The following is a 26109-nucleotide window of genomic DNA, read 5'->3' on the forward strand; positions in this document are numbered from 1 at the left end:
CGACGGGTTCCGGTGACGTTCTCGGACCGTCCGCCCGGGGTGTCGCGGGCGGTATCGGGAGCATCCGGGGCCCACGGGGCGGGCGGCCGGCGAGGGTGTCCCTGACAGGGTCACGTCCGGGCGTCGCCCGTCGCGTCGCCTCCCAGTCGCAGGAGTGCATCCCGGAGTCCGGCGCGCGTCGTCACGCCGAGCTTCGGGAACAGCCGGTACAGGTGCCCGCTCACGGTGCGCGGCGAGAGGTACAGCTGCCCGGCGATCTGCTTGTTGGTCAGTCCGGCCGCGGCGAGGGACGCCACACGGCGTTCCTGTTCGCTCAGGTCGACCGCCTCCAGCGCGGTCGGCAGCGGACGGGCGGCACCGGCTGCGCGCAGCTCGCGTTCCGCGCGGGCCTGCCAGTCACCGGCACCGAGCACCTCGAAGGCGCGCGCCGCCATCCGGAACTGGCCCCGGGCCTCCAGGGCGTGCATCCCGCGACGCAACCACTCGCCGTAGGCCAGGCGGACGCGGGCCACCTCGAACGGCGAGACGTCGCCGTCGACGCTGGCCAGCGCGTCCTCGAAGAGGGCGCGGGCTCCGTGCGTCTCGTCGACGACCGCTCGGCAGGCGAGCAGCACCAGGGAGCGGCGCGGGGTCGGCTGGTCGGTGAACGCCCGTTCCGCCCGGGCCACCAGTGCGGCACCGTGGTCGGCCAGGCGGAGCCGCGCAGCCGACTCCACCGCGTCGAGCAGCTCGATCGGTCCGTAGCTGCTCTCGAGCCAGCGCCCCGCCCTGCCCGGTCGCGTCGCCGAGCGGCTGTAGGCCTCCTCGAACCGTCCCGTCGCGACGTCGAGCGCGGAGCGGGCGTGCTCCGCAGCCCGGGCGACCAGCGGCGTGCCGTGCTGCGCCGCCCACCGTGCTGCGCGGTCGGCCTTCCGTGCCGCCTGCTCCGGCTCGCCCTGCACGGAGAGCACCAGTGCCTGCAGCGCCTCGGTCAGCGCGACGAGCGTCCCGGCCTGCCAGCGCTCGGCCGCTCGGTGCACGTGGTCGAACGCAGCCCGCGCCGCGTCGAGCCGCCCCGCTTGGTAGTGCGTCACGGCGGTACGACACGAGCTGAAGTAGCCGAGGAGCCCGGCGTCGCCCGCTCGTCGGAGCGCGGCCTCCACGTGGTCCCGGCGCGGATCCGTCGAGTCGAGCAGCGTCCACGCGATGTGCAGTGCCACGGCCTTCCACGGTTGCGTGTCGGCAGCGGATGCCTGCACCTCGCGGTACAGCGCGGCACGTTCGTGCTCGGTCCGGCCGGAGCCGTCCACGCAGTCCTCGACGAGCCGCAGCACCGGGTCGAGGTCGCGGTCCGCGGTCAGCGCCAGCGCCTCGCCCCACCAGGAGTCGTGTCCGCCGAGGTAGCAGAGCACGTGCAGCGTCGCGACCAGGACGTCGTCGGTGCCCGCCCGGTCGGACTCCCGGAGCGCGGTCAGGACGGTCCGCCTGCCGGCGTGCACGTCACCGGACCGGACCGCCCGGACGAACTCGACCGCCGCTACCAGCGACGGATCGGGTCGGGTGCCCCGGCGGACGGCCCGTTCGGCCTCGGTGTCGACGAGACCGAAGTCCCCGGTGAAGGCGGCCGTGACGGTGACGGAGACGTCGGCCGACGGCAGCCGGGTGCCCGATCCCGCCAAGGCCCGGCCCTCGCGCACGGCGACCACCACGACCGTCCCGAGGTCCCGCGCCAGTGCGGCGAGCAGGTCGTGCAGCACGGTCCTGGCGTCCTCGTCGAGCGCGTCGAAGTCCTCGACGAGCACGACGCTGCGGGTGGGCCCCGGTGCCCCGGCGTCGTGCGCCCGGACGAGGGCGAGCCACGGGGCCAGCGACGCGGCCTCGATGACGGGGTCACCGCCCACCGCACGCCACCGGACGACCGTGTGGCCGTCCGCCCGGGCGGCGTCCGTGATGTCCGCGAGTGCCCGTGCCCGGGCGGACGCGTCCGGTCCGGTGACGACCACGAAGGGATCGGTGCCGCCGGACGGCGAGCGCAGCGCCCGCCCCGTGCCGTCGTCGTGCGCCGGTCGTGCGTCCGAGATGCTGATCGTCATCGTCGCTCCTGGATCGTCGGTCGTCCGCCGCCCGGGAGGCCCGTGGCGGCTGCTCCGGACGCTAGCGACGACGACGCGGTCACCACATCACCCCGTGGTCGCGCGGGCATCCCCCCTTGCGGAGCGGGTCATCCGACTCAGGCGTGACGGGGCACCGTGTGGCGATGCTCGACGGGAGACACCCCACGGCACCGAACCGCACCGTCAGGACGGCTGCGGAGGAAAGGCGGACACCATGGCCTCCGTCCACGGCACACGCTGATGCCCGGCGCACCGGGCAGCCGCGTCCCCATCGACGCGCAGAGCGTCGACGCACCGCTCTCCCGTTCGGCGGTGTTCCTGACCCTCGACGTCGGGCCGGACGACGACGACCTCGATGCCGTCCGCGACGTCCTCAGCGACCTCGACGGCCTGCTGAAGACGGTCGGGTTCCGCGACCTCGACGCGCACCTGTCCTGCGTCGTCGGCATCGGGGCGGTGGCGTGGGACCGGTTCTCGCCGCACGCCCGCCCGGACGCGCTGCACCCGTTCCCCGCGCTGACCGGGCCGGTCCACTCGGCGCCGTCCACCGGGGGAGACCTGCTCTTCCACATCCGGGGTGAACGCACCGACGTCTGCTTCGAGTTCGAACGCCTGCTGCTCGCCGCGCTCGGGGACCACGTCACCGTGGTCGACGAGGTCAGCGGCTTCCGGTACTTCGACACCCGCGACCTGCTCGGCTTCGTGGACGGCACGGCGAACCCGGTCGCGCAGGACCTGGCAGCCTCCGCACTCGTCGGCGCGGACGACCCGGACTGGGCCGGTGGCAGCTACGTCGTCGTCCAGAAGTACCTGCACGACCTGGCGGCGTGGAACGCCCTCGGGACGGACGCGCAGGAACGCATCATCGGCCGGTCGAAGTCGGACAACGTGGAGCATGACAGCGCCACCGAGGTCCGGCCGTCGCACAAGTCGCTCGCGACCATCGTCGACGACGACGGGGTTGAGCACGACGTCCTCCGCGACAACATGCCCTTCGGTCGACCCGGCAGCGGGGAGTACGGCACCTACTTCATCGGCTACAGCGGTGAGCTCTGGGTGCTCGAACGGATGCTGGAACGGATGTTCGTCGGCGATCCTCCCGGGACGTACGACCGGCTGCTCGACTTCTCGCGTGCGATCACCGGAGCGACGTTCTTCGCACCCGCACGCGATCGTCTGGTGGACCTCGCCGCGCTCGCGGCACCACCGTCGCCGTCCGTGGTGGCGGCCCCCGACGCCACCGGTCCCGGCCTCGGCATCGGTTCACTCCGCAGCACGGAAGGGCACACGCCATGAACCACCTCCTCCGCGAACTCGCACCGTTCGGTGACGACACCTGGGCGGTGCTCGACGCCGAGGCCCGTGACCGCCTGGTCCCGGCGCTCGCCGCACGGCGCATCGTCGACTTCGACGGACCGCGCGGCTGGCAGTGGTCCTCGGTCGACCTCGGCCGCACCGACGCGGTGACCGGCGGGGTCGCCGACGGCATCACCGCACGGCGACGCCGGGTCCTGCCGCTCTGCGAGGTCCGCGCGACCTTCACCGTCGCGCTCGAAGAGCTCGTGGACTCCTCCCGCGGCGCCACCGACGTCGACCTGGGCGACCTCGACGCTGCCGTGCTGCGGCTCGCGGCCCACGAGAACCGGGCGACACTGCGCGGGTGGCCGGAGGGCGGCATCACCGGGGCCGGCCACGCGTCGACCCAGCCCGCACAGTCGCACGACGGCTCGCCGGCGTCGTTCCGGGCCGCGGTCACCGCTGCGGTCGCCGCACTCCGCGACGTCGGGGTCGCCGGGCCGTACGCCCTGGCCTGCAGCCCGCGTGACTGGGCGGACATCGTCGAGACCGACGACGCCGGCACACCCCTGCGTGAGCAGCTCGAGGGCATCACCGGCGGTCGGGTCGAGCGAGCGCCCGGCATCGACGAGTCGCTGCTGATCAGTCAGCGCGGCGGGGACTTCGTGTTCACCGTCGGCGAGGACCTGGCCCTCGGCTACCTGGGCCACGACGCCGTCGTCGTCACGATGTACGTCGAGGAGACCTTCGCGTTCCAGGTGAACACCCCCGAGGCATCCGTCGTCCTCCGCCGGTCGCTCTGAGGAGCAGGCACGACGGTCGGCCCGACGTGGTCCGATGCCCGCCCGCTCCGACGTACGCGTCGCGCGGGTGGGCTGACCGCGACCACGCAACGGACGGGAGGCCCGTGGCGGATCCGCCACGGGCCTCCCGTCCGTCTGCCGGTCGCCGTCGCGACCCGCGCCGATCAGTAGAAGTTGTTCGCCTGCGAGTGCCCCCACGCCGCGCACGGGGTGCCGTAGGCCGAGCTGATGTACTGCAGGCCCCAGGTGATCTGGGTGGTGGCGTTGGTGCGCCAGTCCGCGGCGATCGTGGCCATCTTCGAGCCGGGGAGCGCCTGCGGGATGCCGGTCGCGCCGCCGTTCGCGTTGACGGCCTGGTAGTTCCAGCCGGACTCCTTGGTCCACAGGTTGTCCAGGCACTGGAACTGGTCGGCACCCCAGCCGTACTCCGACGACGCGAGCGAGGTCGCCGTGGCCTTGGCACCGGCGACGGTGTTGCCGGCGGCGAGCTTCCGGGCGGCCTCCGCTGCCTCGGCGGCGGCCTTCCGCTCGGCTGCGGCCTTCGCTGCGGCCGCGGCCTTCGCGTCGACGTCCCGCTTGTCCTGCGTGGCGCTGGCCTGGGCGACGTGCGTGGTCGACGCGACCGTCGTCGAGATGCGGTTCGTCAGCGCAGCGCCGGACAGGTCCGGGTAGTCGCTCAGGGCGTCGACGCGCTGTTCGAGCGCCGAGGTGTCGACCTTGTGGTTCGCGGTCTGCATGACGGTCTTCGCCGTGGTGATCGTGGCGGCGGCCTGGGCGCGGTCGAGCGCGGTGCCGCGCAGGGCGGGCTCCGCGGTCGCCGAGGCGCTCGGGGTGCCCGTCGGCATGCCGAGGGCCTCGCCGATGGCGGGCTGCGTGCCGACGGTCAGGGCGCCACCGGCGACGGCCAGGACCGCTGCGCCGCCGGCGATCAGCGTCGCGCGGTGCCGCAGGGCCCGGCGCATCCGGCGGGTGGGGGTGTTCAGGGCTTCACGTCGGGTCGAGGCCGTCGTGGTGGGGAGCTCAGGGGTGTGTCGCATCGGTTCCGCAGGTCGGCGGCTCGGTGGGGGAGGGACTCCTGCTCGCACGAACGAGGTCGTGCGAGCACGCCGGAGGCTGGCGGTGTCGGTGACACCGTCGGCGACGACGAGGAGTCCTCGAGCCGGTGAGGACCGGACGGTGGTGTGGGGCCCGTCCGTCCGCCGGGAGCAGCCGTGGGGTGGCCGCGGTCAGGCGGAGCCGACACCATGACCGGTCAGACTGGGCAGCGCGTCCAGGAACGCTGGCAGAACGGTCCGTCCACCGCTTGGTAACGGTTCGGTAACGGTCGTGCGGGGCCTAGAAGGTGTGAGGTTCCTGGGCGTGCTCGCCCTGGGCGACACGCTCGAGCGCGGCCAGGGCACCGGCGATCGCCTGGACGTCCGACTCGTCGAGCTCGGCGATGAGTTCGGCGACGATCCCGGTGCGGTTCGCGCGGGCCTGCTCGACCGCTTCGATGCCCTCCGGCGTGGCCGTCACCATGAACGCCCGGCCGTCGCGCGGGTCGGCCTCGCGCTGGATGAAGCCGCGCTGCTCGAGCTCGGTCAGGATGCGGGTCATCGTGGGCTTCGTGACCACCTCGATCCGCGACAGGTCGCCGGGGCGCAGGGGTCCGTGCCGCTGGATCGACGCGAGCGCCGACACGATGCCGTACCCGAGCGAGGCCGAGTCGGTGCGGGCCCGTCGGTTGATCCGACCGACCGCGGCGGCCAGGCGTGCGGCGACCTCGGTACGGTCCGTCGGGCGGGGGTTCATGTGCTGCTCCGGGTGCCTGGTTCAGGTGGTCGCCAGCGATGCTATCGGTCCGCGCGGCCCCGGGACTGGGAGCGTCACGCGCGTGGCCGGGCCACCGACCGGGAGGCCCGTGGAACGTCGACCGCCCGCCTCGCGTGCGCGAGACGGGCGGTTCCTGTACGGGAGTACAGGTCGACTCAGTGCTTCTCGCCCGGCAGCTGGTGGATCGCCTCGGTCGCGAGCTCGGCCGTGACGTTGTCGCCGGATTCCGTCGCCGCCCGGAGCCGCCGGAAGTCCTCGGTCATCCGGTCCCAGTCGACCAGTTCGTCGAGGTTCGGCAGGCGCAACCGGAACGCCAGGCCGTCCATCGTGTCGCGGCAGACGCGCTGCAGGTTCTCGTTGCCGCACTCGGCGACGTACAGGGCGAAGACGTCGAGGGCGTCGTGGTTGACGGCGGCGACCTCGTGGGCCTCGAGCTCGGTGATCGTCTTGTCGAGCTGGGCCAGGATCTTCTTCCGGCTCGCCGAACCGAGGCGCGGGACCGCGAGCCGGACCACGCCGCCGAACAGCACACCGAGGGTCTGCATCGCTTCGATGACCTCGGCGGGGTCCGGCGTGGTGACCCGGGTGTACCGGTTCGGGGCCATCTCGATCAGGCCGGCGCGGGACAGCTGGCTCAGGGCCTCGCGGATGGGTGTCCGGGAGACGCCGAGCCACGAGATGAGCTCGTCGTCGTTCAGCCGTTCCCCGGGCAGGAGCGTGCCGTCCATGATCGCGTCGTGGATCTTGTGGCGGACGGTGTCACGGAGCAGCTGGTGTTCGGTCGGGGCGCTGCGGGGGACCGGCATGCGTTCTCCTTCGGGGGCGGCGGCGTCGGGGCGCCGGGCGAACGGGCACGGTCGACATCGCACGTGCTCGCATCACCGTACCTGATATGACAACGGCGTTGCGGTCGGCTCAGCGCGTGTCAGTGTGGACGTTCAGATGCCGGTCACGCGCGTCGTGCGTCGCGTGCGTCGCGCGCGTCACTCGTGTTCCGGGCGCTCTCCGAGCAAGCGGAGCGTGGCCGGGTCCTCGGCGCCGTCGTACCAGCGGTCGAGCACGGCGACGAACGGCTGTGGGCCGGTCGCGACCCGGGCGAAGAGGGTCATCGACGACCGGAGCTTCACCGCGTCGATGCCCCCGAGCAGAGCGTCGGCGGAGCGGGCGGGGGCGTGGTGTGCGACGTCGGTCGCTGTGAGCAGGCGGGGCCCGAGCACCGGGTGCGTCAGGTAGGCGCGGGCTTCGTCCACGCCGGTGATCGCGTAGCGCACGGCCGTGGCGCTCCGCCCCAGACCGGCCAGCTGCGGGAACACGAACCACATCCAGTGCGACGACTTCCGGCCCCGGCGGAGTTCGTCGAGCGCGAGGTCGTACACGCCCTGCTGGGCCCGGACGAAGCGGTCGAGGTCGAACGGGTCGTCGGCCTGTGGGTAGGGCTGTTCGTGCGTCACCGGACGACCCCGCCCCAGCCGTACCGGACGGTCGTGCCGTCGACCACGAGCAGGGAGTCCGGGGCGCGGTCGAACAACCCCGGCATGCCGACGGCGTCGGGCAGGTCGCCCTCGAGTCGGTCGAGCGTGGCCGAACGGGTGGTGAGCACCGGGTGCTGTCGCTGCCAGAACAGTGTCTGCGCCAGGTACCGCGCGTGGATGCCGGCGCGGGTGGTGAGCTCGGCGGCCAGCGGGGTGTCGACGACCTCGCCGGCGGTCACCCGCACCGAGGCCGCGTGCTTCGGCCGCACCGCACCGGTCGGGCGTTCCTGCCGGAGCGACCGCGCCCACCGCACCGGGTGCAGCGCGCGGGTCGGGTGCCGGACGGAGCGGTGCGCCACCGCGTCACCGCGGCGACGGGAACGTGCGTGCGCGAATGTGTACGGCACGCCGAGCAGTGCGTGCGCGGCCACGATGGCGGGCACGTTCGCGGTGTCGACCGTGCGGTAGGTCACCCCGCGCCGCCCCTGGTCGTCCACCGTGAGCACCTCGATCGTGACCTCGGTCATGGTGCCGAGCCGCCCGGCAGACGGGAACGGCGGCACCCGGGTCTCCCGGAACACGTACGCCGACAGCCCCACCCAGGCGCTGCCGTCGACCACGTCCGGACGGGTCCCGCGGGGGACGAGCCGCTGCAGCGACGCCGGGTCGTGCCGCCAGTGCGCGAACACGATGTCCTCCCAGGCGTGCTGGGTGACCGGGCGGTGCAGCAAGGGCACCGCCGCGCGGGTCCACGACGGCTGGGTCACGGCTTCGGTGCGTGCCGACCGACGCGCACGCCCCACAGCACCAACGGCGCCTGAAGCGGGAGCCGCAGCACCGAGACCAGCCGCATCGCTCGGCTCGAGCGGGGGTGGTCGAGCAGGTCGTTCGCCATCTTGACGTTGGCCGGGAACACCGCCGCGAACAGCGCCGCGGCGGCCCACCCCGAGGCACGGCGGGTGGCGGGGAACGCGAGCCCGGCGGCGATGCCCAGCTCGGCCACCCCGGAGGCCAGCGTGGTCAACCGCGGGGGCAGCGCGTCCGGCACGATCCGGTCGTAGTGGCGCGGGCGTAGGAAGTGGGTGATCCCGGCTCCGCCGAGGATCACAGCCAGGATGGTGGCCGTGCGGTTGGCACGTCGGATCCGCTCACGTCGTCGCATGCGCCCCATCGTGCTCGCTCGTCCTCGGAAGCAGCCGGAGACGCTGCTCACGTCAGTGCGCATTCACGTCAGTGTGCATTCACGTCAGTGCGCATTCACGTCAGGGCTGTCGCGACGAGGTCGAGGACCGCCGTCGCCACCTCGGCCTTCGTGCCGGAGGTCTCGCGGACCACCTCGCCACCGGGCACCAGGACCTCGATCGCGTTCTCCTCGCGCTCGAAGCCGGCCGACCAGCCGACGTGGTTCACGACGAGCAGGTCCGCCGGCTTCCGGCTGATCTTGGCGCGCCCGAGCTCGATCCGCGCGTCGCGGTCGGGCTCGGTCTCGGCGGCGAACCCGACGATGATCTGCCCGGTCCGCCGTGCCGCCACGAGGTCGGCGAGCACGTCCGGGTTCCGCACCAGCTCGAGCGTCATGCGCTCGCCCTGGGCGTCCTTCTTGAGCTTCTCGGTGAGCACCTCGGCCGGACGGTAGTCGGCGACGGCGGCGGTCATCACGACGACGTCCGCTTCGGTGGCGGCGGCGTGCACGGCCTCGGCGAGTTCGAGAGCGGACCCGACGGGCACCACGGTCGCGTCCAGCCCGGCGGTCAGCGAACCCTCGACGTTCGCGGCGACGAGGGTCACGGACGCGCCACGACGGACGGCGTCGGCGGCGATCGCGATGCCCTGGCGGCCGCTCGAGCGGTTGCCGACGAACCGCACCGGGTCGAAGGGCTCGCGGGTGCCGCCCGCGCTGACGACGACGCGGACGCCCGCAAGGTCGCCCTGTTCACCACGGGCCCCGGTGCTGGCCGCGGTGCCGGTCTCAGCACTGCGGCGGCCGGCCGGGGCGGGGTGCTGGTCGAGCACGCCGAGTGCTGCGGCGACGATGTCCTCGGGTTCCGCCATCCGACCGATGCCCGCATCGTCGCCGGTGAGCGCGCCGACGACCGGGCCGACCAGGTGGACGCCGCGGTCACGCAGCGTGGCGACGTTCGCACGGGTCGCGGGGTGCTCCCACATCTGCGGGTGCATCGCCGGGGCGACGACGACGGGCGCCTCGGTCGCGAGCAGCGTCGTGCCGAGCAGGTCGCTCGCCAGGCCGTGCGCCATCCGGGCGAGCGAGTCGGCGGTGGCCGGGGCGATGACGACCAGGTCCGCCCGGCGACCGAGCGCGACGTGGCGCACCTCGGCGACGTCGTCCCACACGCTCGTGGTGACGGGGTTGCGGCTGAGGGCCTCGAGCGTCGGCAGCCCGACGAAGCGCAGGGCGCCCTCGGTCGGGACGACGTGCACGTCGTGGCCGCGCTTGACCAGGTCGCGGACGACCCCGACGGCCTTGTAGGCGGCGATGCCCCCGGTGATCCCCACGATGACGGTCAGGGCGCGCTCTGCTGCTGCGTTCACCTGGCTCACGCTACCGGGGCCACGTGCGAGGATCGACGGCATGTGCACCGTCGTCGTCCGCGTCGACCCCGGGTCCGCGTGGCCCGTCACCGTGCTCGCCCTGCGGGACGAGTCGCCCGAGCGCCCGTGGGACCCGCCCGCTGCCTGGTGGCCGGACCGGGACCCGGACCTCCGTGGTGTCCGTGACCGCTCCGCCGGTGGTGCGTGGCTCGCCGCGTCCGACCGCGCCGGCCTGGCCGTGGTGCTCAACCGCGCCGAACCCGTGACGAGCGTCGACGGCACGTGGACGACCCGCGGGGTGGTGCCGGTGGACGCCGTCGCCGACGACCTGCTGCCCGGACACGACGGCACGCTGCCGACCACGCGGGCCTTCAACCTGGTGCGCGCCACGGCCGAGGGCGCCTCGGTGCTGACCTGGGACGGCGAACAGGTCCGCACCACCGACCTCGGCCCCGGCGTCCACATGGTCACGCACGGTGCGGCCGACGACCCCGCGGCGCCGCGCATCGGTCGGTGGCTCGAGGCCTTCCGCGCCGTCGACGCCCCGGCCGGCCCGCCGGTGCTCGGCCCGTTCGACGAACTCCGCACCGTGGACTCCGGTGGCGACGCCGGGGACGGCTGGGGTGGCTGGTTCGGCGTGCTGGCGGAGTCCGCAGCGCTGCCGAGCGACCACCCCGACGCGATCCTCCGCGACGTGCACGAGGCCGAGGGGCACATGACGACCCTGTCGATCGTCGCCGCGGCGATCGCGCCGGGCCGCACCGTCCTGCAGCACGCCCGCCTGACCGAACCCGGGAAGCTGGACGGGTCGGTGGAGCTGCACCGCGCCTGACGCTGGCGACGCGACGGACCCGACCCGGGCCTCCCGGCCGCGCTCCGCGCCCGCGCCCGGCGCGAGACGCCGGTGTCTCGCCGAGACGCCGCCGAACACGGCGGCGTCTCGTGCGTTCCGGGGCGCCTCGGGATGACGCCGGCGTGCCGCGTGCGCTCCCCACCACCGGACGGGAGGCCCGTGGTGGCGTGACCACGGGCCTCCCGTCCGTCAGTCCCCGCGTTCTCGAGCGCGCGAGACGCCGGCGTGCCCGTACGACGCCGCCAGGTGCGCGAGACGCCTCCGGATTCGGCGGCGTCTCGTGGCGCTGGAGGCGTCCTGGCGAGACGCCGGCGTCCTGGCGAGACGCCGGCGTCTCGGCTAGAGCGGCGGGCGCGTCCCGGTGAGGTCCTCGGCGACGGCCCAGAGCGAGCGGGCGAGGTCGGCACTCCGCGCGGACCCGGGGATCGACACGGTGGTGGTCGGACCGGTCATGCCGAACGGACCCGAGGGACCGTAGTACGCGCCGCCCACGGCGTTCGGCCCGACCGCCGCGTACAGCAGCGGCTCGGTGCCCTGCTCGACGGCCTGGGTGAACGGCAGCGCGCGGTTGCTCGACCGCACCGGCTTCGACCGACCGAGCGAGCGTCCCGCTGCCTGCAGGTTCGTCCGGGTGTAGCCGGGGTGGGCGGCGGTGCTGACCAGTGGCACGTCGGCCTCGACGGTCAGGCGGTGCAGGTGCAGTGCGAGCAGCAGGTCGGCGAGCTTCGACTGCGCGTAGGCGCGCCAGCCGTTGTAGCCGCGCTCCCACTGCAGGTCGGCGAAGCGGATCCGTCCGGGGATCGCGGCGAGGCTCGACATCGTGACGACCCGGGGTGCCTCGGCCAGGGGGCCGTCGGCGAGGGGCGTGCGCGCGCGCAGCAGCGACGGCAGCAGCAGGTTCGTCAGGGCGAACGGGCCGAGGAAGTTCGTGCCGAACTGCAGCTCGAAGCCGTCGACGGTCTCGAAGCGCTCCGGCGGGGCCATCACACCGGCGTTGTTGACCAGGACGTCGATCGGACGTTCCTCGTCGACGATGCCGCTGGCGAAGCGGCGGACGCTCGCCAGGTCGGCGAGGTCGAGTTCGCGGACCTCCACGTCGGCTGCGGGATGGGCGGCGCGGATGCCGGCGGCGGCGGTCTCGCCCTTCTCGGTGCTGCGGACGGCGAGCACGACACTGGCGCCGGCTCCGGCGAGGCGCAGGGCGGCCTCCTGTCCGGTGCCGCTGTTGGACCCGGTGACGACGATGCGGCGTCCGGTCTGGTCGGGAAGGTTCGGCATGCGGGTGACCGTACTCGTGCGGGCTGGTCGACCCCGGTCCGGGCCCGGTGCGGGCGGGGACCGACCCGGGCGCCGACCCGGCCGCCGACCCCGTGCGCGCACGCCGCGGTCGTGCTATGTTGATGCAAACGCATGAAAGTGCGACCAGGAGGACACCATGAGCAACGCATTCGGCACCGACCGTCCCTCGGACGTCCCGCCGCCCGCACCCGACCGGATCGGACCGCTGCAGCTCGGCCTCGACACCTTCGGTGACGTCACCGAGCGCGCCGACGGCAGCCTGCAGTCCGACGCGCAGAGCATCCGCGACGTCGTCGACCAGGCCGTCCTCGCCGACCAGGTCGGCGTCGACTTCATCGGCGTCGGGGAGCACCACCGAGCCGACTTCGTCGTGAGCGCCCCCGAGGTCGTCCTCGCCGCGATCGCCGCCAGCACCGAGCGCATCCGGATGGGCTCCGCGGTCACCGTGTTGTCCTCCGACGATCCCGTCCGCGTGTACGAGCGCTTCGCCACCGTCGACGCCCTGTCGAACGGCCGCGCCGAGGTCATCCTGGGCCGTGGCTCCTTCACCGAGTCGTTCCCCCTGTTCGGCTACGAGCTGAGCGACTACGAGGTCCTGTTCGAGGAGAAGCTCCAGCTCTGGGCAGCCCTGCGCGGCGGCGACGCCGTGACCTGGTCCGGCACGAAGCGTGCGGGCCTGGTCGACCAGGACGTCTTCCCGAAGCTCGAGCACGGCGCCATCCCGACGTGGATCGGTGTCGGTGGCTCCCCGCAGTCGGTCATCCGTGCCGCGTCCTACGGCCTGCCGCTGTTCCTCGCCATCATCGGCGGGCAGCCGGCCCAGTTCGCCCCGTTCTCGCGCCTGTACCGCCAGGCCCTCGCGCAGCTCGACCTGCCGCAGCAGCCCATCGCCATGCACTCCCCGGGCTTCGTGGCCGCCACCGACGAAGAGGCCGCCGAGCGCTACTGGCCGTACCACAAGGCGGTCACCGACCAGCTCGGCCGGGAGCGCGGCTGGCCGCCCCTCGACGTCGCCGGGTACCGCGCGAGCCTGTCGGCCGGCGGTTCGCTCTACGTCGGCTCCCCGGAGACCGTCGCCCGGAAGGTCGCGCGCAACATGCGGATCCTCGGCGCCTCGCGCTTCGACATGCGGTACGCCACGGGTCGCCTGCCGCACGCCGACATGATGCGCTCGATCGAGCTCTACGGCACCGAGGTCGCACCCCGCGTGCGCGAGCTGCTGGCGCAGCCCGTCCCCGTCGCCTGACGGTCGCTGGCCCGTCCGGGGTCCGGTCCGGTTCGGTCCGCAAAACACCGGTGTTCGCGCTCCACACCACCCTTCGCGGGTGTTCGGAGCGTGGACACCGGTGTTTTGCGTTCAGGGTCGGTCTGACACGGGCGCGCGGGTGACGGCCGGGAGGCCCGGGGCGGCCGCCGAGATCGGCTCACGGGGGCCGCGGGTACGGTCCAGGGCATGTCGTCACGCCCCGACCACGCCTCCGGTCCCGCTGCTGGTCACGCCTCCGACTCCGTCGTCGAACGCCGGTTCCGCGGCCGGATCATGGGCGTCGGCACCACCTCGTGCGTCCGGATCGTCGTCGGCATGTGGGACCGCTCGCCGTTCGGCCCGTTCACGGACGTGTTCCTCGAACTCCCCGACGGCACCAGCGTGCTGCTCGCGCCCGACGAGATCGTCGCCGCGTACGTCTCCGGCACCTACCGGTTCGACACCGTCTCGGTCGTCGACGTCCGCGCCCGCCGCACCGCCAGCGGGCTCGAGCTGTCCGCCGGGGCACTGCAGGCCTCGATCGACGTCGGCGGCATCTCGCCGCTCGGCCGGATCCTGCGCATCGTCCCGAAGCCGATCGCCCGCGACCCGCGCTGGCTCGCCGCGATCGACCCCGTGGCACGGCTGCTCGCGCCCGGGTCCGGTACCGCTGGCTCGGCGGGCAACGGCCGGCGCGAGTACTACGGCGTCACCGGGGCGCACGACGTCACCGGGGTGCGGGGGACCTGGGCGGGGGAGCCCCTCGGGGACCTGGCGCCCCTCGACCCGCCCGTGGCGTTCGGCTTCGCCTCGATGCCGAAGATCCCCCAGGTCGTCGACGTCGAGACCACGATCCGCGAACCCGCCTGACGCCGGCCGGCCCGCCCACGGTGCCGCCCGCCGGTTCCGTGCGTGCGCATGTTCCGACGATTCGCGCGTCGATCGACTCGTGTCCGGTCGCTCGATGCACATGCATCCGGTGCGTGTGCATGCAACGACGTTCCACCTGTCGATCGACGCGTGTGGTGTCGCTTCCTGCACACGCATGCACGGCTCGGAGGCCGGCGCGCGCCGGGCGGGGGCGGCGTGGCGGGCGTGCATCGGGCCTCCAGGCCGACCGTGACCGGACCACGTCGACGCGCCGGGCTGACGCGTCCAGCGCCGGAGGGGCACACTGGTCGGAACGGTACGGCCCCGTGCACCGACGGTCGCACGTCGGCAGGAGCGGGGCGCATGACGCAAAGGAGCACCATGACCGACACACAGACGGACCAGCGCGCCGCCATCTCGGACATCGTCCACGGCGCCCACACGGCACTGCTCACCACGGTGAGCGAGGACGGGAACCTGCACGCCAGGCCACTCGCGGTGCAGGACAAGACGTTCCACGGGACCCTGCGGTTCCTGGTGCAGGACGGCAGCGAGAAGGTCGAGGACATCGCGCGGAACCCGCACGTCAACGTCTCGATCGAGTCGCAGGGCGGGTACCTCTCCATCGCCGGGACCGCGACCGTGACCCAGGACGACTCGGTCGTCGACGAGCTGTGGTCCCCGTTCGCCGAGGCCTGGTTCCCCGAGGGCCGTCAGGACCCGTCGATCCGGCTGCTGACGGTCGAGGGGGTCTCGGTCGAGTACTGGACCCAGGACACCGGGCCGGTCGGCAGTCTGGTGCAGATGTTCAAGGCGGCGCTCGGTAAGCAGAGCCAGCCGGACACCGGCGACCACGGCACGGTCGAGCTCTGAGGCGAGGCGCCTGACGCGCGACGCCGTCGTCCTGTCCGGACGGCGGCGTCGCGTCATGTCGGGGCGCGTGCCTGCGAGTGCTGCGCGTCAGCCGCTCACGGAGGGCCGAGCAGCCACAGCACCGCGACCAGCACCGGCTGCCCGGCCAACGCGGCCGTCACGAAGGTCCACCGCATCCAGGGCTTTGCGACCAGCTCGGGCGACCCGAACAGCGGCGCGAGCGGCATGAGCAGCCGCGGGGTCGAGGCCATCGGCAGCGACACCGCGAAGATGTACAGCGCGTACGCGGCCGAGTACAGCACCGTCGTGGGCCCGAGCCGCAGCGTCGAGCGGCGGAGCAGCCAGATCGGGTACGCGACGAGCAGGAACACCACGATCAGGATCCCGCCCACGCCGAGCCAGCGGCCCGCGATGAGGAACCACGGCGTCAGCGGCACGAAGTCCACCCGGCCGATGAAGTTCACCCACCAGGACATCTCGGTCTCCAGGTAGGCGTTCGGTGTCCCGGTGGCGTGCGAGGCGATCACCGGCCAGGCGAGCCCCGCGAGGACCATGGTCAACCCCGCGGCGACGACCCGGACCTGCTCGCGCAGCGGGAAGCCCTCGAACACCCTGCCGGTCTCGCGCCGTGCACGGACCCACCGCACGAGTGCGACGACGCCGAGCACGAGCGGGATCGCCAGGGCACCGGGGCGGGTGAACGCCGCGGCGACGCCGAGTGCCGTCAGGAGCCCGTAGCGCCGACGCTCCAGGGCGAGCAGCGCCCCGAACGACAGCGCGAGGAACATGCTCTCCGCGTACCCGACCTGCAGCAGGAACGACAGCGGACCGCAGCTGAAGAAGAAGACCGCCCACATCGCGGCGGCGTGCCCGGCGCGGTCCCGCACCAGGCGGTGCAGCAGGTAGGTGGCGAGCAGTCCGGCGACGATCGCGACGAGCGGGGCGCCGAGCTCGAACGGCACCCCGGTCGAGGCGGTCAGCGCCCGGATCGTGAAGGGGAACGCCGGCAGGAAGGCCCAGGCGTTCTGCGCGACGTTGCCGGCGGCGTCGAGCGGCAGCGCGTCGGGGTAACCGTGCAGCGAGATCTGCTCGTAGTACTGCCCGTCCCAGGCCACCAGGAAGGCGCCGAACCCGTGCTCGTTGCCCCAGATCGCGTTGCCCGGCAGTGCACGACCGATGAGCGGGTACGCGAGCGCGAGCCACAGGGTCGACAGGACCCGGCCGCCCGTCCAGACGAGCAGGACCGCCGCCCACGCCGGCAACGAGGCAACGGTGTCCAGGACACGTCGTCGACCGCTGGCCGTGCCCGCGGCGACCACACCGGCGCTGTCGGTGCGGCTCACGCGCGAGTTCCTCGGCGTTCGGGTGGTCGGGTCGGCACCCGGCCAGGGTAGTCGGCCCGAGCATGAGGATCGCCCGGAACTGCGCCTGGAGGCCCGTCCCGCGTCGTGTGCGCTGCGTCGCCCCCGGTGGGTGGCTGGTGCGGCGTCCGGCGGGTGGTCGGTGTCGCGTCCGGTGTCGCGTCCGGTGTCCCGTCCGGTGGGCGGCCCGTCCGTGACTGCGCGGACGTCCGTGACGGCGCGGACGTCCGTGACGGCGCGGACGTCCGCGGGCATAGTCTCGGTGGGCGATGACGACGACGGCGACGACACCCAGACGACGGACGCGCAGCACGGCGGTCGCCGTGCTGGTGGCCGGGACCTTCTTCATGGAGCTCCTGGACGGCACGATCCTGGCGACCGCCGCCCCGGCCATGGGGCGTGACCTCGGGGTCGACTCCGCCGCGGTGGGCGTCACGATCACCGCGTACCTCGTGACCCTCGCGGTGTTCATCCCGGTGTCCGGCTGGCTCACCGACCGGATCGGTTCGCGGACCGTCTTCGCCGGGGCCATCGCGCTGTTCACGATCGCGTCGGCCCTGTGCGCGCTGTCCACCGGGCTGGTCGAGCTGACGCTGTGGCGCATCCTGCAGGGCCTCGGTGGGGCGCTCATGGTGCCCGTCGGCCGGCTCGTCGTGCTCCGGAGCGCCGGGCGCGAACAACTCGTCACCGCCATCGCCATCCTGACCTGGCCGGCCCTCGCCGCACCGATCATCGCGCCGTTCATCGGCGGTGTGCTCGTCGAGACGCTGACGTGGCACTGGATCTTCCTCATCAACATCCCGCTCGGCGTCATCGCCTTCGTCGCCGCCCTGGTGCTCGTGCCGCAGGAGCGTGCGGCGCAGCGGGTGCCGTTCGACTGGTTCGGGTCGCTGCTCGCCTGCGTCGGGCTCGGCTCGCTCGTGGTCATGGCGTCCTTGCTCGCGCTCGACGTCGTGCCGGTCACCGCGGTCGTCGTCTCCGGCATCCTCGGCGCGGTGTGCTGCTGGCTCGCGATCCGGCACTTCCGCCGGGCTCCGCACCCGATCATGGGGCTCGACGCGTTCCGGCTCGAGACCTTCCGGGTGTCGCACGCCGGCGGCGGCCTGTTCCGCCTGGCGGTGTCCGCGGTGCCGTTCGTGCTCCCGCTGCTGTTCCAGGACGCCTGGGGTTGGAGCGCCGTGCTCGCCGGGTCCGCCGTCCTGTGGGTGTTCGTCGGCAACCTCGGCATCAAGCCGATGACGACCCCGTTCCTCCGTTGGTTCGGCTACCGCCCGGTGATCATCGTGTCGTCGGCCGTCGCCGCGCTGACCGTGGTCGCGATGGCGTTCATGACCGAGGGCACCCCGTTCTGGCTGCTCGCCGTCCTGCTCGTCGTCAGCGGTGCCGCCCGCTCCGTGGGATTCACGGCGTACAACACCATCGCCTTCGCCGACGTCGAGCAGGCCGACATGACCCCCGCGAACACGCTGTCGTCGACGCTGCAGCAGACCGCCGCGGGCTTCGGTGTCGCGGTCGCCGCCGTGGTCATCCGCGCGGCCTCCGGGCTGGGCGGCGACGGGCCGTACGCGGCCGCGTTCTGGGTCATCGCCGCCCTGCTCGTGGTCGCCTGCGTGGAGGGCATCCTGATGAGTCGCACAGCGGGCGACACCGTCCGCCCGGTCCGCCGTGTCCGCGCCTGATCCCGCCGCTGTCCGTTTCCGTCACGGTCACACGGACGAAACCCGGCAGGCGTTACAGTCTCAGCAACCGTCCGCGGTACCCGAGTACGGTGACCGCGGCAGGGTGACCGGAACACCCGGACAGGAAGGCAGCATGGCCGCGCCAGAGCAGCAGAGCACGATCGCATCAGAGCAGACCGTGCAGCCCACGCAGCTCCGTGTCGTCAGTTACAACCTCCGCGAGCACACCGCGAACAGCGAGCTCGCCGCACTGGCCGAGGCGTCCGACGCCGACGTCCTGTGCGTGCAGGAGTGCGACAGCAACGACCTCGCACCGTCGATCGGTGGCCTCTCGCTCGCCGCTTCGACCCGCACCAACCGGCTCGGGCTCGCGATCTACAAGCGCGACGACCGCTTCGAGGTGCAGGACTTCAGCATCCACTCGCTGCAGAAGTCGCTGCACGACCGGGTCCTCGCACCAGCGCACGAGCGGCTCATCGCGATGCACCTGCGTGACACCGAGGCCGATGCCGAGGTCGTCGTCGCCTCGTTCCACGCCTCACCCCTGACCGCGACGAACTCCCTGCGCCGCAAGCAGATCGAGGCCGCGCACCAGTTCCTGCGCGAGCTGGCGAAGGACGTCCCCGCGGTCATGGTCGGCGACTTCAACTACCCGTGGTTCCAGACGAACCTGCGCCGCAAGATCGAGCAGGGCGGGTTCGCGCTGTCGCTGTCCGACCAGCCGACGTACCTGCGCTACCGCAAGTTCACCGGCCACTTCGACTTCGCGACGAGTGTCGGCCTGCACATCGCGGGCGTCGAGACCCTGCCGGCCGGCATCTCCGACCACCGCCCGATCCTGGTCCGTGCCCACTACGAGCACCCCGGCGAGACCGGCGCCGTCACCACCGTCGAGGCTCCCGCCGCCTGACCCGCGTCGGCGGCTCTGATGCCGGCCGCCGAGGTCGCACGCCATGCCGCGTGCGCATCGCCGAGTGGTCGGGAACTGTCGGTTGCGGGCCCGGTAAACGACGGTTCGTGCGACCTCGGCGGAGGTGAGCGGGGAGTCGTGACCGCTCGGCGGTGGGCCGTCGGGAGCGTCGGAGGGCGCGTGGCGAGGTCGCACGACGTGCCGTGTGCGCGGCGCCGAGTGGTCGGGAACTGTCGGTTGCGGGCCCGGCGGGCGACGGTTCGTGCGACCTCGGCAGAGGTGAGCCGGGAGTTCCGACCGCTCGGCAGGGGCCGTCGGGCGCGTCGGCGGCGCGTGCCGAGGTCGCACGACATGCCGCGGGTGCGTCGCCGAGTGGTCGCAAACTGTCGGTTGCGGGGGCGCCGGGCGACGGTTCGTGTGACCTCGGCGGAGGTCAGCGGGGAGTTGTGACCGCTCGGCAGGGGCCGTCGGGCGCGTCGGCGGCGCGCGCCGAGGTTGCACGACATGCCGCGGGTGCGTCGCCGAGTGGTCGCAAACTGTCGGTTGCGGGGGGCGCCGGGCGACGGTTCGTGCGACCTCGGCGGAGATGAGCGGGGAGTCGTGACCGCTCGGCGCACGACACTGGGCGCGTCCGTCGGGGCGGCGACGCACCGGAGGCCCGGTGCCGGTCTCGTGGACCGGCACCGGGCCTCCAGGCGGTTGCCCTCAGAGCCCGCGAGCCCGCGTCAGCGACGCAGCGTTGCCCGCGCCAAGCGGTTGCCGATGAACTGGCCGAGCTGCACGATGACGACGATCGCCGCCACCGAGACGTAGACCACCCACCAGTCGTAGCGCTGCGAGCCGTAGGTGATCGCGTACTCGCCGAGCCCGCCGCCACCGATCAGCGCACCCTGCGCCGTCATGTCGACGATGCCGATGTAGATGAACGTGTAGCCGAGGATCAGGGGGCCGAGACCCTCGGGGATGAGCACGGTCAGCAGGATCGAGACCGGGTGCGCACCCGAGGCCCGAGCAGCCTCGACGACGCCCGGGTCGACCGACAGCAGGTTCTGCTCGACGATCCGGGACACCGCGAAGGCCGCGGCCAACGAGATCGCGAAGGTCACCGCGGGGACACCGATCGTGGTCTGCACGACGACCCGCGACAGCGGCGCGATCGCGGCGAGGAAGATCACGAACGGGATCGGGCGGATCAGGTTCACGAACACGTTGAGCACCGTGTACGCGGTGCGGTTGCCGAGGACGTTGCCCGGCCGGGTCGCGTAGAGCAGCAGGCCGAGCGCGAGGCCGATGACCCCGGCGATGACCAGCGAGATCAGCGACATCACGATGGTGTCGCGGATGGCGGCGAGGAAGACGTCGAACGTGTCGATCACGCTCTGGAACGAGTTGTTGTTCACGCGGCGGCCTCCTCGTCGGTCGTGACGCCGTCGGCACGGAGTGCGGCGATCGCGCGATCGATGGCGTCGGGCTCGGCGCCGGGCGCGCTCAGTTCGTAGGTGAGCGACCCGATCCGACGCTCCCGGATCTCGCCGACCCCGCCGTAGACGAGCTCGGCGGTGACCCCGGCGGCGCGGAACGCGGCGTCGATGCGGTTCTGCAGCCCGGCCTCGTCGGTGATCTGCACCGTGACGAGCCGACCCGGGTGGCGGTCCCGCAGGCGCCGGAGCGTCTCGGGGGAGGGCCGGTCGTGCAGCGCGGTGCGGACGAAGCGCTGCGCGGCGCCGGTCTTCGGGGTCGAGAACACGTCGTAGACGTCCCCGACCTCGACGACCCGCCCCTGCTCCATCACGGCGACCCGGTCGGCGATCTGCCGGACGGCGTCCATCTCGTGTGTGATCACGATGATGGTGACGCCGAGCTCCCGGTTGACCCGGCGGAGCAGCGCGAGCACCTCGGACGTGGTCTCCGGGTCGAGAGCGCTGGTCGCCTCGTCGGCGAGCAGCAGGTCGGGCGACGCGGCGAGGGCGCGGGCGATGCCGACGCGCTGCTTCTGGCCGCCGGACAGCTGCTCCGGGTAGGCGTGGGCGCGTTCGAGCAGGCCCACGAAGTCGAGCAGCTCGGCGACGCGACGGTTCCGCTCGGCCTTCGGCACGCCGGCGACCTTGAGCGGGTACGCGACGTTGCCGGCGATCGTGCGGGACCGGAACAGGTTGAACTGCTGGAAGATCATCCCGATGTTGCGACGCGCCAGACGGCGGTCCCGCTCGGGGATCGCCGTCAGTTCGCGGCCCGCGACGGTCACCGTGCCGGAGCTCGGCAGTTCCAGCGCGTTGACCAGGCGGACCAGGGTGGACTTGCCGGCACCGGAGTACCCGATGACGCCGAGGACCTCTCCCTGGTGCACGTCCAGGGAGACGTCCTCGACGGCCACCACGGTCTCGCCGGTGTCGGCGCGGCGGTAGTGCTTCGAGACGCCGCGGAGTTCGACGAGGACCGGCACTACTGCTTGGCCGCCTTCGCGTCCTGCTCGACCTGGGCGAGCTCGTCCTGCAGCTTCGAGGCGCTCTCGTCGCGGGCGACCGCCTCGGGCAGGTCCTTCGCGAAGGCCTTCTGCACGGCGTCGTCCTGGAACAGCTCCGCCAGGTCGAGGTAGGTCTTGTTGCCCTTGTCCTCGTCGCGGACGGCGAACACGTTCACGTACGGGGCGGCGCTCGCGCTCGAGGGGTCGTCCTGGTAGATCGCGTCCGAGATCGGCAGGCCGGCGGCGGTGGCGAAGTTGTTGTTCACGACGGCGGCGGCGACGGAGCCCTGCTGCAGCGCGTTCGCGGTCTGCGAGGCGTCGAGGGGCTGGACGTCGACCTTCTTCGTCTCGATGTCGTCCGCGGTGGAGAACGCCGAGCCGCCGTCCTTCAGGGTGATCAGGTCCGCCGCCTGCAGGATCAGGAGCGCACGGGCCTGGTTGATCGAGTCGTTCGGGATCGCGACCTTCGCGTTCGCGGGCAGCTCGGACGGCTTGTCGTACTTCGTCGCGTAGAGCGGCAGCGGGTACACGGCGGTCGAGCCGATCGGCTGCAGGTCGTCGTTCGAGGTGACGTTGTAGTCCGCCAGGTACTGGATGTGCTGGAACTGGTTGATGTCCAGCTGACCGTCCTTGAGGGCGGGGTTCGGCAGCGAGTAGTCCGAGAAGTTCGTCAGCTTGACGGTGACGTTGAGCTTGTCCTTCGCGAGCTTCGTGTACGTGCTCCAGTAGCCGAGCGACTTGTCTGCGACACCGATCGTGACGGTCTTCGGGGCGGCGTCACCGGCGGCACCGGCGTCGTTGCTCCCGGAGCGGAGGGCGCCGACGACGACGGCGACGACGATCGCCACGACGACGATCGCGGCCGCGACGATCCAGCCGATCGGGCGCTTGCCCTTCGGCTTCTCGGGCAGTGCGGGGGCTGCGGACATGCTGGTGCTCCTCGTGGGCAGTGCGTGTGGGGGAGCCGCGGTGGTCCGCGGCGTGGAGACGAGTGTGACGTGCGGTCCACCCCCGGTGCGAGTTCCGTTCCGTCGTGTTACGCAGCACTCGATCCGTGCCGCCTGCGTCGGAGCACGCGTCCCGACACGACTTGGTTGACTCGGATCGTGCGCAGCATCGAACTCGTCCTCGGCCCGGAGTCGGACGCCGCCGTGCGGTCCGCCTGGCAGGCCCTGATCGACGCCGACCTGCCGAGCCTCGGTCGGCACCCGTCGCCGTCGAACGCCCCGCACGTCACCCTGGCCGCCGGGGACACGCTGCCCGTGCCGGCCGGGTTCCGCACGTCGGTGCCGACCTCGATCCGGCTCGGCGGGCTGCTGCTCTTCCCCGCGGGTGCCGGTCGGTCGGTCCTCGTGCGCGCGGTGGTCCTCGACGCGGCGCTCACGACCTTCCACGGCGAGGTGCACGCGGTCGCGCCCGATGGCGTCGAGACGTCGGTGCCCGGGCACTGGTCGCCGCACCTCACGCTGGCCCGTCGGGTGCGCGACGAGGACCTGCCGCGCGCCGTCGCTGCGCTGCGTGCCGTGCCGCTGCCCGAGACGCTCGACGTCGGCGGCGTGCGGCACTGGGATGGCGAGACGCGGATGATCACGCCGCTCGCGTTCACGACCGACTAGCGGGGCGCGGCCTGGAGGCCCGGGTCAGGTCCCGAGCACCCGCTCGCCGAACGCGGATGCGAACGTCCGCTCCGGGTCGGCCCGGGCGACGAGGTCGCGGAAGTCCGCCAGCCGCGGGTACAGCCCGGCGATCGCCGCGTGGTCGAGCGAGCTCATCTTGCCCCAGTGTGGTCGGCCGTCGAAGGCCGCGAGCCGGGACTCCAGGTCGGGCAGGAGCGCGGCGACCTCTGCCGGGTGCTTCTTCCAGGTGAACGCGATGCAGAGGACGTCCTCGCCCTGGGTCGGGCTGAGCCAGAGGTCGTCCGCGGCCATCGTCCGGAGTTCGCAGACGTGCAGGTGCGGTTGGATCCGGTCGGCGAGCCCCCGGAGCGCGTCGAGGGCGGCCGCCGCGTGCCGGAGCGGGACGAAGTGCTCGCTCTGTACCTCGGACCCGTGGCTCGGGACGGACCCGATCGGGAAGTGCGGCAGGCGGTCCCACCACGGGCCGACCGAGCCGTCGCGCGCGGTCCGGCGGTCGTCGCCGGGGGTGCCGGGCAGGCGCCGTGCGCCGGCCAAGGTCTCCGGGACCGGCACGTCCTCGGCGCCCTCGGGGACGCGCGACTTCACCAGGACCTCGGTGATCGCATCGCCGAACACGGTGTAGGCGCACACCGAGTACGCGGCGGCGTGCACGGCAGCGACGTTCGCCGTGAAGGTGTCCCAGGGGATCGCGCCGTAGACGTCCTGACGCATCCGGTAGGCGGGTTCGACGTCGAGGGTCACCCGGGTCACGATGCCGAGCAGTCCGAGGTGCAGCACGGCACCGTCGAACGCGGGGTCCGTCCGGTCGATCGTCCGGGCGGAGCCGTCCGGACCGAGCACCTCGAACGCGCGCACGGCGGTGGCGAGCGAGCCCAGTGTCGTGCCGGAACCGTGGGTGCCGGTCGCGACCGCACCCCCGACCGAGATGTGCGGCAGGGACCCCGTGTTGTGCAGGGCGAACCCGGCACGGTCGATGTCGGCCGCCACGTCGCCGTACCGGGTGCCGGCCCCGAGCGTGACGGTGCGGTGCTCGGTGTCGACGACCAGGTCGGTGGGGATGCCGGTCAGGTCGAGCAGGGTGCCTGCGGTATCGGCGACGTCGTTGAACGAGTGCCGGGTGCCGAGGCCGTGCACCCGGTCGGCGTCGGCCACGACCTGGGCGGCCTCGTCGATCGACGACGGGCGGACCACCCGTCCGGCCGTGTACGTGACCGTGCCGGACCAGTTGAGCTCGCTCGTCGTCGACCGCATGGCGCCCACCCTGCCACGCGGTCCGGAGACGGGCGCGGGCCGGGCGCCGGTCCCGTCACGGGTTCGGCGTCCGGCCCGGCTCGTCGGTCGGTGCGCGAGGCTCGTCGGTCAGTGGACGGGCGGGGGCGTCGGCGCGCCCTCGGGCACCTCGGGCCGGCGGACGAACACCGACGCCAGGATGCCGAACAGCGAGATGATCGCGCCGACCATGAAGGCGGTGCCGACGCCCGACGCGGTGGCCACCTGGACCCCACGGGCACCGGAGCCCTCGACGGCGGTGGCCGCACCGATCGTCAGCAGCGTGACGAACAGGGCCGTGCCCGCCGCACCGGCGAGCTGCTGCGCCGTGCCGAGCACCGCGCTGCCGTGCGAGTACAGCTTCGGGGGCAGCCCGCCTAGCGCCGCGGTGAACAGCGGCGTGAAGGTCAGGGCCAGGCCGATGCTCAGCACCACGTGCGCACCGAGGACGAACCAGACGCTGGTGTCGACGCCCACGGTGGAGAGCGCCCAGAGCACGGCGCTGACGATGATCGATCCGGGGATGAGCAGCACGCGCGGGCCACGGCGGTCGTAGATGCGCCCGACGACGGGGGAGAGCAGGCCCATCAGCAGCCCACCGGGGAGCAGCAGCAGGCCGACCTGCAGGACCTCGAGGCCGAGGACGCGCTCCAGGTAGATCGGCAGCAGGATGAGCGTGCCGAACATCGCCATGAAGCTCAGGCCCATCGCGACGATCGGCACCGTGAAGCCACGGGTGCGGAAGGTGCGCAGATCGAGCAGGGCGCTGTCGGTGCGCTGCAGGCGTGTCTGCCGGACGATGAACACCGCGAGGGCCACGGCACCGACGACCAGGGCGGTCACCGGGACGAGCGGACCGGTCGTACCGGCTTCACCGATGCTGGACAGGCCGTAGACGATGCCGCCGAACGCGAAGGCGGAGAGGATGACCGAGACGACGTCGATCGGTGCCCTGCGCGGCGTCGAGACGTTCTGGACCTTGACCATGCCGAGGATGAGCGCCGCGATCGCGATGGGCAGCACGAAGCCGAACAGCCAGCGCCACGAGAACGCGTTGAGGATCAGGCCGGAGATCGTCGGGCCGATGGCCGGAGCGACCGAGATGACGATCGAGATGTTCCCCATGATGCGGCCACGGTGCGCGGGGTCGACGAGGGTCAGGACCGTCGTCATGAGCAGCGGCATCATGATCGCGGTGCCGCTGGCCTGCACGATGCGGCCGACGAGCAGGACGGTGAAGCCCGGCGCGAGCAGGGCGATCAGCGTGCCGACCGAGAACAGGCCCATCGCCCAGACGAACACCGGTCGGGTGTTGAAGCGCTGCAGCAGGAACCCGGTGATCGGGATGACGACCGCCATGGTGAGCAGGAAGCCGGTGGTCAGCCACTGGCCGGTCGCGGCGCTGATGTCCAGGTCGTCCATGAGCCGGGGCAGGGCCACGCCCATGATGGTCTCGTTGAGGATGACGACGAACGCGGAGACGAGCAGCAGCCCGATCACGAGTCGGGTCTCGGCAGCGGACGGCTGCGAGACGCTTCCCGTGCGGGGGGCGGAATCGACGGCCTGGGTCATGCGGGTGCTCCTGGTGGGTCACGACGGGTGGAACGGGTGTGGCGCAGGAC

24 protein-coding genes are annotated in these 26109 nt (G+C 72.7%); 9 read left to right on the top strand and 15 right to left on the bottom strand.

Features of this window, described 5'->3' with window-relative positions; translation table 11 throughout:
• Nucleotides 1-110 precede the first annotated feature (110 nt).
• The gene (locus DEJ01_RS08065) at nucleotides 111-2072 is read right to left on the bottom strand and encodes a LuxR family transcriptional regulator (RefSeq protein WP_111092685.1); all 1962 of its coding nucleotides are present in this window, start codon (nucleotides 2070-2072) and stop codon (nucleotides 111-113) included.
• A gap of 261 nt (nucleotides 2073-2333) precedes the next feature.
• On the opposite strand from DEJ01_RS08065, the gene DEJ01_RS08070 reads away from it, so the two are divergent.
• On the top strand, nucleotides 2334-3389 hold the full coding sequence (locus DEJ01_RS08070) for a Dyp-type peroxidase (RefSeq protein ID WP_111092686.1): 1056 nt from the start codon (nucleotides 2334-2336) through the stop codon (nucleotides 3387-3389).
• Nucleotides 3386-4192 carry a family 1 encapsulin nanocompartment shell protein gene (locus tag DEJ01_RS08075; protein ID WP_111092687.1) on the top strand — a complete coding sequence of 269 codons (807 nt, stop codon included), beginning with the start codon at nucleotides 3386-3388 and terminating at the stop codon, nucleotides 4190-4192. Before DEJ01_RS08070 ends, DEJ01_RS08075 begins: the two co-directional genes overlap by 4 nt.
• Nucleotides 4193-4356: 164 nt before the next feature.
• On the opposite strand, the gene DEJ01_RS08080 is transcribed toward DEJ01_RS08075, so the two are convergent.
• The 7 genes from DEJ01_RS08080 to DEJ01_RS08110 all read right to left on the bottom strand — a co-directional run bounded on the left by DEJ01_RS08080 (nucleotide 4357) and on the right by DEJ01_RS08110 (nucleotide 10002).
• A complete protein-coding gene (locus DEJ01_RS08080; protein ID WP_111092688.1) occupies nucleotides 4357-5229 on the bottom strand; it encodes a phospholipase in 873 nt (290 codons plus the stop codon).
• A gap of 298 nt (nucleotides 5230-5527) precedes the next feature.
• Nucleotides 5528-5983, bottom strand: a complete 456-nt coding sequence (locus DEJ01_RS08085; RefSeq protein WP_027466277.1) for a MarR family winged helix-turn-helix transcriptional regulator — start codon at nucleotides 5981-5983, stop codon at nucleotides 5528-5530.
• A 176-nt stretch (nucleotides 5984-6159) separates the two neighbouring features.
• Complete coding sequence (locus DEJ01_RS08090) at nucleotides 6160-6810, bottom strand: GntR family transcriptional regulator (RefSeq protein ID WP_111038155.1); 651 nt, start codon at nucleotides 6808-6810, stop codon at nucleotides 6160-6162.
• A gap of 177 nt (nucleotides 6811-6987) precedes the next feature.
• Nucleotides 6988-7455, bottom strand: a complete 468-nt coding sequence (locus DEJ01_RS08095; protein WP_111092689.1) for a DUF1810 domain-containing protein — start codon at nucleotides 7453-7455, stop codon at nucleotides 6988-6990.
• Entirely contained in the window at nucleotides 7452-8243 is a 792-nt protein-coding gene (locus tag DEJ01_RS08100) for a YqjF family protein (protein ID WP_163342685.1), read from the bottom strand. Before DEJ01_RS08100 ends, DEJ01_RS08095 begins: the two co-directional genes overlap by 4 nt.
• A complete protein-coding gene (locus DEJ01_RS08105; RefSeq protein ID WP_111092691.1) occupies nucleotides 8240-8638 on the bottom strand; it encodes a hypothetical protein in 399 nt (132 codons plus the stop codon). Before DEJ01_RS08105 ends, DEJ01_RS08100 begins: the two co-directional genes overlap by 4 nt.
• A gap of 95 nt (nucleotides 8639-8733) precedes the next feature.
• Nucleotides 8734-10002 (bottom strand): phosphopantothenate--cysteine ligase family flavoprotein, encoded by a 1269-nt coding sequence (locus tag DEJ01_RS08110; RefSeq protein WP_111092750.1) that lies wholly within the window; start codon nucleotides 10000-10002, stop codon nucleotides 8734-8736.
• Between the two features lie 64 nt (nucleotides 10003-10066).
• On the opposite strand from DEJ01_RS08110, the gene DEJ01_RS08115 reads away from it, so the two are divergent.
• Nucleotides 10067-10858, top strand: a complete 792-nt coding sequence (locus DEJ01_RS08115; RefSeq protein WP_181431630.1) for an NRDE family protein — start codon at nucleotides 10067-10069, stop codon at nucleotides 10856-10858.
• Nucleotides 10859-11218: 360 nt separating this feature from the next.
• Here the strand turns inward: DEJ01_RS08115 and DEJ01_RS08120 are convergent, their stop codons facing one another.
• Entirely contained in the window at nucleotides 11219-12157 is a 939-nt protein-coding gene (locus DEJ01_RS08120) for an SDR family oxidoreductase (RefSeq protein WP_027466280.1), read from the bottom strand.
• A gap of 157 nt (nucleotides 12158-12314) precedes the next feature.
• Here DEJ01_RS08120 and DEJ01_RS08125 point away from each other — a divergent pair, with 157 nt between their 5' ends.
• The 3 genes from DEJ01_RS08125 to DEJ01_RS18095 all read left to right on the top strand — a co-directional run bounded on the left by DEJ01_RS08125 (nucleotide 12315) and on the right by DEJ01_RS18095 (nucleotide 15167).
• A complete protein-coding gene (locus DEJ01_RS08125; RefSeq protein ID WP_111233255.1) occupies nucleotides 12315-13424 on the top strand; it encodes an LLM class flavin-dependent oxidoreductase in 1110 nt (369 codons plus the stop codon).
• 207 nt (nucleotides 13425-13631) lie between these two features.
• Nucleotides 13632-14294, top strand: a complete 663-nt coding sequence (locus DEJ01_RS08130; RefSeq protein WP_111092693.1) for a hypothetical protein — start codon at nucleotides 13632-13634, stop codon at nucleotides 14292-14294.
• Nucleotides 14295-14675: 381 nt separating this feature from the next.
• Nucleotides 14676-15167: a pyridoxamine 5'-phosphate oxidase family protein gene (locus DEJ01_RS18095; protein WP_071405093.1), complete on the top strand. Its 492-nt coding sequence runs from the start codon at nucleotides 14676-14678 to the stop codon at nucleotides 15165-15167.
• 95 nt (nucleotides 15168-15262) lie between these two features.
• On the opposite strand, the gene DEJ01_RS08140 is transcribed toward DEJ01_RS18095, so the two are convergent.
• A complete protein-coding gene (locus DEJ01_RS08140) occupies nucleotides 15263-16510 on the bottom strand; it encodes a hypothetical protein (RefSeq protein WP_084740916.1) in 1248 nt (415 codons plus the stop codon).
• A 287-nt stretch (nucleotides 16511-16797) separates the two neighbouring features.
• Between DEJ01_RS08140 and DEJ01_RS08145 the strand changes: the two genes are divergently transcribed.
• Together DEJ01_RS08145 and DEJ01_RS08150 are read left to right on the top strand one after the other, a co-directional pair.
• Complete coding sequence (locus DEJ01_RS08145; RefSeq protein WP_111092695.1) at nucleotides 16798-18207, top strand: MFS transporter; 1410 nt, start codon at nucleotides 16798-16800, stop codon at nucleotides 18205-18207.
• 133 nt (nucleotides 18208-18340) lie between these two features.
• The gene (locus DEJ01_RS08150) at nucleotides 18341-19117 is read left to right on the top strand and encodes an endonuclease/exonuclease/phosphatase family protein (protein ID WP_071405095.1); all 777 of its coding nucleotides are present in this window, start codon (nucleotides 18341-18343) and stop codon (nucleotides 19115-19117) included.
• A gap of 725 nt (nucleotides 19118-19842) precedes the next feature.
• Here the strand turns inward: DEJ01_RS08150 and DEJ01_RS08155 are convergent.
• Genes DEJ01_RS08155 through DEJ01_RS08165 form a run of 3 tightly spaced genes read right to left on the bottom strand, consistent with a single transcriptional unit; the run spans nucleotide 19843 to nucleotide 22510 of the window.
• Complete coding sequence (locus DEJ01_RS08155; RefSeq protein ID WP_017888525.1) at nucleotides 19843-20517, bottom strand: methionine ABC transporter permease; 675 nt, start codon at nucleotides 20515-20517, stop codon at nucleotides 19843-19845.
• Nucleotides 20514-21560 carry a methionine ABC transporter ATP-binding protein gene (locus tag DEJ01_RS08160; protein ID WP_110863448.1) on the bottom strand — a complete coding sequence of 349 codons (1047 nt, stop codon included), beginning with the start codon at nucleotides 21558-21560 and terminating at the stop codon, nucleotides 20514-20516. Before DEJ01_RS08160 ends, DEJ01_RS08155 begins: the two co-directional genes overlap by 4 nt.
• On the bottom strand, nucleotides 21560-22510 hold the full coding sequence (locus tag DEJ01_RS08165) for a MetQ/NlpA family ABC transporter substrate-binding protein (protein WP_110863447.1): 951 nt from the start codon (nucleotides 22508-22510) through the stop codon (nucleotides 21560-21562). The genes DEJ01_RS08160 and DEJ01_RS08165 overlap by 1 nt, the downstream gene beginning before the upstream one ends.
• A gap of 177 nt (nucleotides 22511-22687) precedes the next feature.
• On the opposite strand from DEJ01_RS08165, the gene DEJ01_RS08170 reads away from it, so the two are divergent.
• Nucleotides 22688-23197, top strand: coding sequence for a 2'-5' RNA ligase family protein (locus DEJ01_RS08170; RefSeq protein ID WP_111092696.1), 510 nt, complete (start codon nucleotides 22688-22690; stop codon nucleotides 23195-23197).
• Nucleotides 23198-23221: 24 nt separating this feature from the next.
• On the opposite strand, the gene DEJ01_RS08175 is transcribed toward DEJ01_RS08170, so the two are convergent.
• Nucleotides 23222-24469: a D-arabinono-1,4-lactone oxidase gene (locus DEJ01_RS08175; protein WP_111092697.1), complete on the bottom strand. Its 1248-nt coding sequence runs from the start codon at nucleotides 24467-24469 to the stop codon at nucleotides 23222-23224.
• A gap of 108 nt (nucleotides 24470-24577) precedes the next feature.
• Entirely contained in the window at nucleotides 24578-26059 is a 1482-nt protein-coding gene (locus tag DEJ01_RS08180) for an MDR family MFS transporter (protein ID WP_111092698.1), read from the bottom strand.
• Nucleotides 26060-26109: the final 50 nt, after the last annotated feature.

This window comes from Curtobacterium sp. MCLR17_040, from assembly GCF_003234735.1.
GTDB lineage: Bacteria > Actinomycetota > Actinomycetes > Actinomycetales > Microbacteriaceae > Curtobacterium > Curtobacterium flaccumfaciens.